The following is a 13,185-nucleotide window of genomic DNA, read 5'->3' as shown; positions in this document are numbered from 1 at the left end:
AAAAAAATTTAATTTAACCAGGGTTGGTGCCTTTTGTTTTGCTTCCCGTTTTTTTTTTTTTTTTCGTTCCCTTCGGTCTCTTTGGGGTGCGCGGGGGGCCCGCGACTGGGCAGACCCCGGGAATTCTCATGGCTGTATGATGAGCCGCTTCACCACGCGGACTTTATCCAGCTTTATCTCCACCTGGTACACTCCCCCTGGCAATCCCTGCACCGGTAATGCAATATCCAGCCTGTGACCGGACTTCCTGGATTCCAATTGACGAAGTACAACTCCATTGATACCGGTAATGAGTATGCGAATATTTCCAATATATGGATGATCCATCCTCAGCCAGGCCGCGTTCTTTGCCGGAACAGGTCCTACCATCACCAGTTTTGCCAGTTCTGTATCATCCGAAGACAGCACCACGCCGGGATCGTACTTACCCAGCATGGGTATTGCATTGCCATAGGGCAACATTTTATTGGCGGTGAACAGCGCCGTATTGTTTACACCCTGTATCAATCCGGTGATCCATGTCTGTGCTCCTTCCTGTCCATAAAACAGCCGCTGGCCCAACTGCCCATCATCCCGTATTTCGGCCAGGAAGCCATAACGTTCCATTCTTCCCAGTGCAGGCTCACCGGTTGTACCTGCCAGGCAGAAACTCTTTTCTCCAACGGGAATGATAAAATTTGCCTCATCCATTTTATCAAAGTCATAGCGATGATCCCAGACTTTTGTACCCGCTTTGTCTGTTTTCACCAGCCAGATATCCCGGTTAGTGGTAGGTAACGGCTCCGTATAACCGCCAATATAATAATGATCCCCCTTTTCGATTACAAAACTGGCAGAAGAAGATGGTTCAGGCCCGGTATATGTTTTAGTCCAGGTGTCATTTCCATCGAAATCAAGTTTCATCATCAGGAATTTTTTTTCCTGTTCGAATGGTTTCTGCGTCATCCCTCCCAGCAGTACCCGCTGATCAGAAGTCAGGCTGAGTGTGTTTCCCATGCTCCATAACTGCCAGAGCGGAAATATTCTTCTTACAAGTGGATTGCCCTGAGCATCGAGTTTTACCAGCATGGTTTGAAAGCCTATTCCCTGTTCAAGCAGGTCAAAACCTGTGACCATGATCGTTCCGTCCGGCAACACCACCAGGTCATTCAGCCTGCTCTCCCACAGTTGTTTCTTCCAGATCAATTTCCCATCAGCACTGAACCTGATAATATTAGGAACAATGATACCCCAGTCCTCTTCTTCCAGTATTGCCACAAAACTACCATCAGGACTGGCTTTCAGCGCCCTTGCCCTGGATGCGAAATCGCTCAGCGGCAAACGCCAAACCTGTTGCCCGTTTTCGTCCAGGCGGTAAGCACAGGCATTCCATGTCCGCTCAGTATTGCCCACTACCTGCATCACTGCCACTATACCGCCATCAGGAAGTGCGCAACTGCTTACAATTTCCTGGGTTTTGGTTTCAAAAGGCAGCGCTACCTCTTTCCATTTATCCTGCGTCTGCAATGCATGCGGAAAAACAGTTTGCGGGTATTGTCCATCCTTATCCGTTTTTATCAGGAATCCTTTGTAGCGGTCTTCATTGTAGGGAATCATATAGCCACTCACAAAAACATGATCGCGGTTGGTCATCAGGCGGGTTGCTGCCTCCATCCCATTGACGGAACCAAAGGCGCGCTTCCATTGAAGTTCGCCATTGAGCCCGATCCTTGTCAGAACAACATCCTGCTGATAGTTCAGCTGCCAGCCTTCATCCATCGAACCAGAATTGGAAAGCAGGGAATAGCCGCCATCATGATATTCCATTCCTGTCAGCAGATCTGAATTCCGGATATCATATTGCTTCAGCCATTGTTTTTTTCCATCTGCTCCTACTTTCAGCAGCAGCAGATCGGCATTTTCCAGGAATGTACTTTCAGTGCCTGCCAGGAGGTAACCACCATCCGGCGTTCTGCAGAATGCAGTGGGTATGCCCATCTCTCCTTCCATAAAGAGTTGCAGGAATTCTTTAACGGTCTCGCCACCATCTTCATCAAAATGCACCAGCTTCAGCATCCGGGTACCCGGACTGATATAGGAAGCTTCGATGCCGCCTGTGCCATCCGCACGAACAGCATAATACCCCAGCATTCCTTCCGCCATCTCTTTACGCCAGATCTCTGTTCCATCCTGTGATAGCCTGTGTACTACGATCCGTCTTGGCTTTTCTTCAGGGTACGTCACATAACTCAGATAAAGTTGATCACCGGAAAAATGTATGTCATATGGTCCGGAGGTCATAGTCATGGGAATTTCCACCATCCGTTCAAACTGACCGCCAGCCGAATAGATATGGATCTGTGGTATCATTTCATTATTCTGGTTGGTCTCCACCAGTACATACACTTTCCCGGAAGGTGCAATTGCTATACGCTGCCAGCTTTTGTCCCAGCCTCCGCCCAGTGGCCATTCCCTCACGATATTGCCAGCATTGTCCAGGATCAGCACCCGTTCGGAACAAAGAAGGGCCGTTCCTCCTCCGGCTACGGAATCTGCATCCAGCACCCATTCTGATTTATCCGGCAACGAGAAAGTTTTGAAAAAACCCTGCGCCTGTACGGCAACTGTGAGGAAGAGAAAGAAGATCAAAAAGGATAAAGTTCTGCTCATTGCTATTAGTTGTGCACTAATGACAAGATTCCGGATACTTTTATTGCAGTTCTGAACCGAAGTGCCAAACGGGTGCTCCGTATCCGCCGGAAATATCACCGGAATGCGGGCTATTGTTATCCGCTTGTTATCCGGGCACTACCCGTTAAACCGGAGTCCTTCCCGGCATTCCAAGATTTGAATATTGTAAACAACAAAAATATCAGGACCATGAAAAAGATATTCATCCTCTTTGCAGTCTCTGTGGTTACACTGGCAGCAAACGCGCAACAGATCGCACAGGTTTCCAAAAAAGAAGTGAAAGAAGAAAAAAAGGAAGTACGTAAGGAAAAACGTCAGCTGGCTGGTCAGCAGGTCTCCTATCAGTCAAAACAGGCATTTATCGGTGATTTCGGAAATATTCCCAATGCAGTATGGCACCGCGATAATTTTTTCGATGCAGTGAAATTCACGAAAGATGGCATAACGCAGACGGCCTACTACGATGATAAATTTGAACTGGTAGGTACCCTCTTCACCAAATCATTTGAAGACCTTCCCAAAACAGCCCAGGATTATATCAACAAAAAATATGCAGGTTACCAGAAAGGCAGGGTGATCATGTTCGACGATAATGAGTTCAATGATACGGACATGATGTTATACGGCGTAAAGTTTGAAGATGCGGATAATTATTTCATGGAGATGAAGAAAGGAAAACAGGATTTCGTTTTGCAGGTCACTCCGGAAGGCAATGTGCTCTTTTTTGCAGAAATGCATAAGTAAACAGATAAAAACAAGTATATGAAAAAGTTCATCATCATAGCACTGGCAACAGTGCTCGCCACGGCGGCATCAGCGATGCCCGCCGTAAGAGGAGGCCACGGATGGCATGGTGGCGGATATCTCAGACCCCGCACTACAGTAGTGCTTGGAGGCGGATGGTACAATCCATGGTACGGCCCCTGGGGGTTCTACGGATACCCGGGCTATCCTTACCCAACAGTGCCCGCAACACCCAGCAGACTGGATCTGCAACTGTCATCCATCCGGGTGAATTATGCAGACAAGATCAGGTCCGCAAGGATGGATAAAGACCTTACCAGAGAAGCAAGAAGAAAGGAGATCAGTACACTTAAAACAGAAAGAGAGAAAGCGATCATTGAAGCGAAGAAGAATTTCTATAAGTACTAACTGGTCCGTGGTAATTGGAAATTGGGGCTGACCAATGATTTTGGTCAGCCCCAATTATTTCGCAGTGTCCTGAGTAAATCAATTATTGCTGGTAATGATAATCCACCACCACGCCATCAATGCTCATTTTTGTGCCTTCAACCGTTTGCTTCCCATGTGCCGGCACACATATGATCACTGCAGAACCTGTGGCTGGCAAATCAAGTTCAACACTGTCAGTAACATTGCGTTTGATGAAACTGGCAGTAACTGTATTATAGAGATCGAATTGTTTTCCTTTTTCCAGTGCGATGCGAACTTTTTTGCTTTCGCTGTAAGGATTGTAATAGAGATAAGAAGGATAAGCATTGTCACGGAAGAAATCAGTAGACAGTAGGTTGAGCTGCAGAATACCATCCACATCCGTTTTGCGGATGATGCTGCCGAAGATGCCCACATGCGCGCTGCCATATACACTGAACTGGGATACATCGGGATTCTTGCCGCCGGGCACCCAGTTGGGTCCATCACCCTGTGCCACCGGCGCTTTGATGCTGGCATATTGATCAAATGTGCTTCGTTGCACAATCCCTTCATATCCGATCACTCCTTTTGTAATATTCCTCCGGTGATACAAGGTCTGGTGCTCTGCAGGCATATGATCGGGATAAAAAAGTTTGGCGGCATTGGCGGCATGCAGCATCCATTTGCCAATGGCATTGGCGCGGCTCTGATCATATCTTACCAACGGCACCAATGGCCAGGCCATATCATAGGTGTTCATGAGGAATCCATAACCTCCATGGTCAACCGTACTTCCCACGATCCCCGAAATGTCCATACCATTCCAGGTGCCCACCAATACCCCCCATCCCTCCCGGCATTTGGGGGTGCCATCGAAACTCCAGTCGAGCATCTTCACCAGGTCAAAGTTTTCACCCTGCTCCGCGTTGATGCGGGCTGCCAGGTAAGCCCCGAAAGGCATCAGCACTTCGTAAGTGGGATTGGCAGGCTGTGACTGAAGGGCTTTCAGGGCGCTCTTTGCTCCCCTGAGATATTTTTCGTCGCCAAACTTTTTGTATGCGGAATACAATACATAAGCATGACCTGCCGCAGCATCTGGTTGCGGACAGATATGCGAGGTCACCGGTTTCAGTTCGGCATAATTGAAGAAAGAATAATTGTAGTTTCCATTGAGCACGGAATCCGCCAGGTAGAATTTATCGGCGATATTACGGGCCAGGGTATCGAAACCCGGCGCATGCGGGTATTTATCATAGATGGCATAGAACAATACATTCGGGTATACATCATACCACCAGTCGCGGCCATAACCGCCACCCAGCAGCGCCACTTCAGGAGCTGTATTATTCATCATGATATTCCAGCCGGTCTCCCGGTTGTAATAATTGCGGAGCATGCCCACATAATCCAGGTTATCCTGGTTGGCTTTATTGATGCCCACCAGCGTGCCGCCCAATACACCTCCCATGGTGCCGAGTGCCTCATGGAACATGCCTTTGTTATTATTCCTGCCCTGTCTTACATCTCCCATGGCTGTGTAGAGGCCAACCACATCCTGCGGAAAATTCTTCCGGGTGCTGTCGATCCATACCAGTGGCCAGAACTCTCCCTGTGCATTGAAATCATAAGCAGTACTGTCGAACTGCAGCGCCAGTTGTTCATAATCGATCAGCTTCAGCGGTTGCGGAATGGCGGACATGCTATCAACCCTCGCAATATTTTTCTGCACTACTGGTTTACCGCCATTACCGGAACAACCGCTTATGAATAGACCTGCTAAAAAAATCCAGAAAGAATGTTTCATACCTGCCGAAAATTGTACTCGATTAAAATTATAAAGTATGTACCGGATCCAGAACCGGCGCCGTTATTTTATCTTCTTCCAGTCCATTGTTGAGCGCTTTGCTTTCCCTGATAATGCGTTTGCTCACCCAGATGGAGCTCAGTTGCAGCACGGCAATGATGATGATGGCATATCGCAGCGCCACTTCCGTGGAATAGCCATAGGCCAGCAACAGGAAGGTGGCCGCTCCCATGAACCTGCCCACATACAGGCCTGCTTCGTGATTGAGGATATAGGCAAACTCACTCTTCTTTTCTTTCTTCGACAAAACATCGATCACATTGAACTGAATGGGGAAATACGCCAGGTCCATCAGCGGCTTTGCCAGTAACAGGAAGAGCATAAAGAGGATCACTCCCATTTCATTGAATAAAATACCATTGACCAGTGCCGCCATGGTGAAGAGGATCAGTCCTGATGCAAAGATCTTCACCCGGTGCTCCGGCCTTGTCATCCTGCCGATCACATACATCATGATAGCAGCAATGATGGCACCGATGGATTGCGCAGTGCCGAGTGCGCCTTCCTTCCCAAGCAGGCGCATGATCAGCATGGCGGGTGCCGTTACCAGGAAGCCCTGTGCCAGTCCTTTCAGCAATGCCAGGAAGAGCAGGCGGTACCAGAGCGGATGGAATTTGAAATAGATGAACCTTTTCTGTGCCGGATTGGCAAAAGTTCCCCTGAAACACACGATGCTGGCAATCACCGTCACCACAAATACCAATCCGGTGATGATGAGATAAGCGCGCTGGATCTTTTCCGCTGCTCCCTGCGATTCAATGAACCAGCCGATAGCCACAGGAATGATCACAGCAATGATGGTATAGAAGAATGTTTCCAGTCCGTAATAATAATTACGGTTGCCATCATTGGTGATGGCAAGGGCCAGGTAATCCCTGTTGGCCCAGTAAAACCCGAAGCTCATTCCCATAATGATGCCGGCAATACCGATGCCCGTCAGATCAAGCTCTTTGAGGCTCATCATCACTACCATGCTCACGGCGCTCAGCATCATACCGGCTGAATAGAGTTTACGGATATTGATATATTTCAGCAGGTATCCGTTCAGCAAAAAGGTGAGCGGGATACCTGTATAGATCGTCAACTGGTAGATCACCACTTTGGTGGGATCATTGGAATTACGCATCACATAAGCAGCCACAAAAATATCGATCACCGGCAGCACGATCGCATACACCAGGTTGGTGAGGATCAGTATCCGGAAATTGTGCGGCTGGCTGTTGAAATGCGCGATCTCATTTTTCAGTTTATTGAGCATGCACTTACTTTAATAGTGATACAATCTCATGTATGGAAAAGTCCGCTGCGCAGACGAATTCATCTGCGGCGCCGTAGTACACCGTTACGGTATCGCCATCTTCTTTTACCAGGTGGCCGTTGGTGAAAACAACATGACCGAAGAAACCGCTCAGCTCATATTCCGCGGAGGGCACCATAATGGGCTGCTCCGTTCTTCCGATCACTTTGGCAGGATCATCCAGGTCGAGCAGCACGGCACCCAGACAATACTGGTGCTGTTCATTAGCGCCATGATAGATCTCCAGCCATCCCTTCTCCGTTCTGATGGGAGCTGCTCCTGCGCCCACTCTTGCACTGTCCCACATACCGGGCCGGGTCTTCACGATGCAGCGGTGATCGCCCCAGTGGATACCATCCGGGCTGGAGGCGATCCAGATATAATTGCCACCGATGTCCACACTGCTCGGACGGTGCAAAGCGTAGAACTTTCCATTGATCCGTTCTTCAAAAATGGCTACATCCTTATTATGAGGTGGCAGTATCATGCCGTGTGATCTGAAAGTCTTCCAGTCCGTAGTGGTGCGCATGCCCACTCCCACGCCATTCTCAGAAACCGCGGTAAATGTCAGGTAGTACCTGCCATCCACCATCGTTACGCGGCAGTCTTCGATGCCGAATGCCTGCAGGATGCCTTCCCCGATGAGTCTGGGATATCCTTCCGGTTCGTAGAAGTTGATGCCGTCATCGCTGCATACCAATCGGAGATGGCTGAGGGTAGTGAGGTAATCACTTCCCTTGTAATTGATCACGCGCGCGTCGGAAGCATCCAGTTCAGGGTCGTCTTTCGGGATCTCTTTAATTCGTATACCTTTTTCCGTTAGTATTGGAAAAGAGATCACACCTTCCTGTTGCTGCGGCCTTTCCGCCACCCTCACGATCAGCCAGGTTTTATTATTATACCTGAACACGCCGGGATTGAGCAGGCAGGCGATCTCCAGCCCTTCATGGCTGGGTGGCAGATCTTTGGGGGCCAGCAGTGGATTCTGAGAAAAACGTTTTGCCAGATCTTTCATACACTTGAATTATCTCGGAGTGCCCAGTCGCTCGCGTCCCCGCGAGTGACTTATATTGGTTCGCCTCCGGCGAACACCGTGTCGCCGGAGGCGACGGAATAGAAATCACTCGCCAGAGGCGAGCGACTGGCACACCCTGTCTGTTTAATAGTCTTTATTCTGGGAGATGGTGCCTGCAGATTTATCCACTTCACTCTGTGGGATCGGATATACATAATGTTTATCCTGGAAGTTCCTGCCCATATCCGTCAGTACCTGTTTGGCGATCTTCCAGCGCTTCAGGTCACTGAATCGTTGTGACTCGAAGCCGAGCTCCACTCTTCTTTCATGCCTGAGCCAGGTATTGATCTGTGCTTTATCCGTTACCGCCGTATTACGCGCAGGCAGGGTACCTGCAGGAACGGGTGAACCATCCGCAGTAGGTGTTGTCCGGGCGCGTTCCCTGATCTCATTGATGAGCTCGATGGCCTCCTCAGGTTGGTTGGTCTCATTGAGCGCTTCCGCTTTCCAAAGCAGAACGTCTCCGTAACGGATGTACACTTTGTTATTGGGTGCATCCTCATTACCCTTGTTTGAATTATCGAGGGTGCCCAGCAATTTATAAGGCGCCTGTTGCGCAACATTTACAGTGTACAATTTCCTGGGATCGTTGGCTTCAAATTCATTCAGGAAATTTGCAGTGGGAGCCACAAAGCCCCATCCGATCAAGGCTGTAAAGCCATTACCATTCCTTGGATTCTGTCCTGTTTTGTGGTCATACGCAAAGATCACTTCATTATCGGCAAACTCCTTGTTCTGATCAAAGCTGTCGAAGTAATTATCGTTGAGTGAGTAAAAGCCCAGGCCTTCCAGTTCGTTCACATAAGTGAGCACATCATTCCATTTTTCAAGGTACAGTGCTGCCTTGGCCTGCATGGCAATCACAGCTCCTTTGGATACGCGCCATTTTTCATTGTTATCCGAGTATTTGGAAGCAGGGAGCAACACTTTTGCATCTGCCAGGTCTTTATTGATCTGTGCCCATACCTGATCCTTCGGGATCCTTTTAGCCACATCATAAGCTTCCTGGAAATTTTTGAGAGGCGTAAGAAGCACAGGAACATCACCATAATAATTTACGAGATCGAAGTAATAACAGGCACGAAGGAAAAGCACTTCTCCCAACCAGCGCTTGCGCAGATCTTCTTCCAGTCCTACTTTGCCGGGTATTACGGGATCCTGCAGAAAAGCGATGGCCTGATTGGTGCGGGCAATGCCCTCATAATTGAACAGCCACTGACCAATAAATGCCGGGCCTTCCGAAGTAAAAGTGAAGTTGGCCACATCATCCATCCATGCCTGATCACCATCCAGGTTCCACTTGCGTTGCACATCACCTGCTGCGATATCCTGCAATATCCAGTCGTTACGCACAACAGTACCTCTTGTCCAGGCCCATTGTTCAAGTATATTCAACCTGCCGCTGAGCAACTGGTAGCTGAAAGTTACAGCGGACCTGAGCGTGCCGTACCTGGGCTCCAGGTCAACCTGTTCCGGGGTGAGACTTCCAACCGGATCGTTATAAAGATATTTTTTACAGCCTACAGCACCGGATAACAATAATGCAGCTGTTATAATATGAATAGGTTTCATGATAATCGTTTTTAGCACTGATTAAAAAGTAAGATTCAGACCAAACAGGATTGCCCTTGAGAGCGGATAGGTACCCATATCAACCATATCGGTAGATTCCGGATCCAGTCCTGTGTAGTTGGTGATGGTGAAAAGGTTCTGGGCAGAAATGTATACCCTGAGGTTCTGAATACCGGGCGCCACGCGCTTCAATGCGTTCCTGAAAGAATAACCCAGCTCCACGTTCTTCAGGCGCAGATAAGATGCGTCTTCTATGAATATACTGCTCACCCTGCTGCTTCCGTTATCCTTGAAAGTAGAGATTGGAATTGTATTACTGGTGCCTTCACCATGCCATGATCCCAATGTGGCTGTACTATGATTGAAAGGACGTGTATCATAGTCTGTGATCTTTTTCAGGTCGTTGTATTTATCTACATCCTGAACTCCCTGGAACAGGATATTAAGATCAAAGCCCCTGAAGCTGCCTGTAAGGTTCAGGCCATAGGTGTATTTGGGATTGGGGTTTCCGATGAAAGTACGGTCTGCATCATTGATGATACCATCGCCGTTCCTGTCTTCGAATTTGATATAACCGGGCCTGATATTGGTATGCGGTGCACCGAACAAATGCTTGTCGATCTCCGCCTGGTTCTGATAGATGCCTTCCATATTATATCCATAGAAAGAGCTGAGCGGTCTTCCTGCTACAGAACGGAAAACTGTTCCTGTAATGGCAGGAAGGTTGGGATGCAGTTTCTCCACATTATTGGTAATGGCAGCAAAGTTTGCATTGATACCATATTTGAATTCTCCTGCCGTATTCTTATAACCAAGCGCCAGTTCTATCCCCTTGTTGGTCACTTCTCCTGCATTCACATAAGTAGGATCAACAGAACCTACGATCTCGGGCAGAGCGATCGGAAGCAGGATATCTGAAGTACGTTTGACGAAATAATCAACACTGAGTGTAAGTTTATTTCTCAGCATCGCCAGATCCACACCAAAGTTGGTTTGTGTGGTGGTCTCCCATTTCAGGTCAGGGTTTCCATAGCGTTTGATCTTGTATTGTTCTCCTTCCTGTTTGTAGAGGGTCTTGTACACGTAATATGGCAGTTCCTGGTTGCCGAGCGAACCAACGCTGGCGCGTAAACGCAGATCATCCAGCCATGAAATATCACGCATGAAATCTTCCTCGCTGATTCGCCACCCTATTGAAGCGGAAGGATAGTATCCCCAACGGTTATTCTCACCAAACCTGGAGGAGGCATCTGCTCTGAAGTTGGCAGTGAGGAAATATTTTGAAGCATAAGAGTAAGTAACTGTTCCGAATAAGGAAAACAGTCCCAGGTCACTGGCTGAACCGCCATTCCAGATATCGGCAGAAGTTCCGCCATAATCCAGGTACTGGAAGTTGGGTGAATCATAATCGAAACGCATCCTGGAGCCACCGGTGTTGGAAGTTCTCCAGGTAATATACTCGGAACCAACCAGGGTATTGAGCTGATGCTTGTTGAATCGTTTTGAATAACTGAGGGTATTGGTCCAGGTGAAATTCATTTCTTCCCCTCTGTCGTCCGTCAGGGAATTAGGGCGGTTTTTACGGCCCTGTCCCCTGTCACCTCCATTTCCGCCACCATCATCATCACCATAATTGGGGTTGAATGCCTTATTATGAATGAAGTTGAGATCAACACCCAGGTTCGTACGGAACTTCAGTTCCTTTTCGCGCAGGAATGCATATTCGCCGAACACATTGCCAAAGGTTTTAAACCTGCTTCTCTTATCGTTGGTGAAATAAGAAATGGCTACAGGGTTACTGGTTCGTTCGTACAATACATCCTGAAAATTAGTGGGACTCTGATAAAAAGGAAGATCGGTGAAAGGGTCCCTGGCAGACCAGGTTGGGTCTGAAGGATCTTTGCGGACGGGGATCACCGGCGGTCTGATCATGGCATGACGGATGATGCCTGGCGCATCACCTTTTGACGAAAGCCTGTCCTGTGCCGTATTTACCATCTGAATATTGGTACCTACCGTGAGCCTGTCTGTGAGGTTGGCATTGATATTTGCGCGGAAGCTGATCCTTTTGAACTGATCATGATCATACACTACAATACCATCCTGTTTGTAATAACCTCCTGACAACAGGAACTGTACTTTATCGGAGCCACCACTTGCGGTGAGCTGGAGGTTCTGCGAAAAACCGGTCTCGAAAGTTTCCTTCAGCCAGTCGGTATTGGCAAGATCAGTCCTGCCTTTATCTGTTGTATATGGATTGGTGCCGGAGTTACCGGAATTATTCCAGGTCTCTTCCATTTTGTTCATGTATTGCTGACCATTCAGCATTTTCGGAAGATTGGTTGCCTGTTGTACGCCGGCAAAATAATTCAGGTCTATCACGGTACGGCCTTTTCTGCCACTTCTGGTAGTGATGAGCACCACACCTGCTGAACCCCTGGAGCCGTACATGGCTGCCGCAGACGCATCTTTCAGAACGGTCATGGATTCGATATCAGAGGGGTTGAGGAAAGTGATATCTCTTGAAGGCACACCATCCACTACAAAAAGCGGACTGTTATTACCGATGGTGCCTTCTCCACGAATACGGATGCTGATCTCATCGCCGGGAGCGCCGGTGCTCTGGGTCACCTGTACGCCGGCTACCTGTCCCTGTAAAACCTGGGATACATCAGGCACTCTCCTGGCTTCTACGTCCCCCATATTCACCGTGCCAACTGCGCCGGTCACTGCCTTTCTGCGCTGGGTATTATAGCCAACTACGATCACTTCGCCCAGACCGTCATCGGTTGTTTCCATGGAAACAAGGAGCACGGTCTTGCCGGCAATGGGAATTTCCTGTTTTTTATACCCTACATAAGTCACTTCGAGGGTACCATTATCAGGGGCGGTAATGGTGAAACTTCCGAGAGAATCGGTGGAGGTGGAAGCAGCTCCTCCCTTAACGGCCACGGTAGCCCCGGCCAGCGGAAGGCCTGTGGGTGATTGTACTTTTCCTGAAACCCGGATGGGATTTTGAGCGAAGCCTGCACTCATACAGGCCAGCATCATTAACAAAGAGAGCAGCGATCTGATTCCCTTATTGAGTAGAGGATGACGGGAACCGCCAGTTCGCATTAGATTTTTTTTCATATAGCAGTGGGTTACTGTTTGCAAAAAACTAATCGTTAGCCAATAATTTGACCAGCTAAAAGTAGTTAAGGATGCCATCCGGGGACTGCACTATAGTCCCAAATCACTGTACTATAGTAACAATTCAAACGCTCAAATGCAGCACCAGACTGAATTATGGTTGTGCAGACTGCTGAAGCCTGTACTCATTGGGCGCACACTGGTAACGTTTTTTGAACTCCCGGTAGAAATAAGATTGGTTGTTGAAACCGGTCCGGTAAAAGATCTCGGACACGGTAAGTTGGGTGGATGCCAGCAGGTGGGCGGCATGCTTGAGCCGGATATGCCTGATGAATTCTGCCGGCGTCATATTGGTCATGGTCTTGAGCTTCCGGTATAATTGCATTTTGCTCATGGCCAGTTCTTTTTCCAGGATCGAGG

General features: G+C 48.5%; 9 protein-coding genes. 2 read left to right on the top strand and 7 right to left on the bottom strand.

What is annotated here, in order from left to right; all coding sequences use genetic code 11:
* Positions 1-126: 126 nt before the first annotated feature.
* Positions 127-2,649 carry a hypothetical protein gene (locus ACTHMC_RS19895; protein ID WP_440415762.1) on the bottom strand — a complete coding sequence of 841 codons (2,523 nt, stop codon included), beginning with the start codon at positions 2,647-2,649 and terminating at the stop codon, positions 127-129.
* A 210-nt stretch (positions 2,650-2,859) separates the two neighbouring features.
* Between ACTHMC_RS19895 and ACTHMC_RS19890 the strand changes: the two genes are divergently transcribed.
* Together ACTHMC_RS19890 and ACTHMC_RS19885 are read left to right on the top strand one after the other, a co-directional pair.
* Complete coding sequence (locus ACTHMC_RS19890; RefSeq protein WP_440415761.1) at positions 2,860-3,414, top strand: hypothetical protein; 555 nt, start codon at positions 2,860-2,862, stop codon at positions 3,412-3,414.
* Positions 3,415-3,432: 18 nt separating this feature from the next.
* Positions 3,433-3,822: a hypothetical protein gene (locus ACTHMC_RS19885; protein WP_440415760.1), complete on the top strand. Its 390-nt coding sequence runs from the start codon at positions 3,433-3,435 to the stop codon at positions 3,820-3,822.
* Between the two features lie 82 nt (positions 3,823-3,904).
* Here ACTHMC_RS19885 and ACTHMC_RS19880 read toward each other — a convergent pair whose 3' ends face one another.
* The 6 genes from ACTHMC_RS19880 to ACTHMC_RS19855 all read right to left on the bottom strand — a co-directional run.
* Positions 3,905-5,629: a hypothetical protein gene (locus tag ACTHMC_RS19880; protein WP_440415758.1), complete on the bottom strand. Its 1,725-nt coding sequence runs from the start codon at positions 5,627-5,629 to the stop codon at positions 3,905-3,907.
* A gap of 28 nt (positions 5,630-5,657) precedes the next feature.
* Positions 5,658-6,947 (bottom strand): MFS transporter, encoded by a 1,290-nt coding sequence (locus tag ACTHMC_RS19875; RefSeq protein ID WP_440415756.1) that lies wholly within the window; start codon positions 6,945-6,947, stop codon positions 5,658-5,660.
* Between the two features lie 4 nt (positions 6,948-6,951).
* Positions 6,952-8,001, bottom strand: a complete 1,050-nt coding sequence (locus ACTHMC_RS19870; RefSeq protein WP_440415754.1) for a glycoside hydrolase family 130 protein — start codon at positions 7,999-8,001, stop codon at positions 6,952-6,954.
* Between the two features lie 144 nt (positions 8,002-8,145).
* Positions 8,146-9,633 carry a RagB/SusD family nutrient uptake outer membrane protein gene (locus ACTHMC_RS19865; RefSeq protein WP_440415752.1) on the bottom strand — a complete coding sequence of 496 codons (1,488 nt, stop codon included), beginning with the start codon at positions 9,631-9,633 and terminating at the stop codon, positions 8,146-8,148.
* A gap of 21 nt (positions 9,634-9,654) precedes the next feature.
* Positions 9,655-12,765: a SusC/RagA family TonB-linked outer membrane protein gene (locus ACTHMC_RS19860; RefSeq protein ID WP_440415750.1), complete on the bottom strand. Its 3,111-nt coding sequence runs from the start codon at positions 12,763-12,765 to the stop codon at positions 9,655-9,657.
* Positions 12,766-12,919: 154 nt separating this feature from the next.
* Positions 12,920-13,185: helix-turn-helix transcriptional regulator (locus tag ACTHMC_RS19855; RefSeq protein WP_440415748.1), on the bottom strand; the 266-nt coding region annotated here is incomplete at its 5' end.

Source organism: Pseudobacter sp. (assembly GCF_051955275.1).
In the GTDB taxonomy this organism is placed as follows: domain Bacteria; phylum Bacteroidota; class Bacteroidia; order Chitinophagales; family Chitinophagaceae; genus Pseudobacter.
This window is presented reverse-complemented; position numbering and strand designations above follow the sequence as displayed.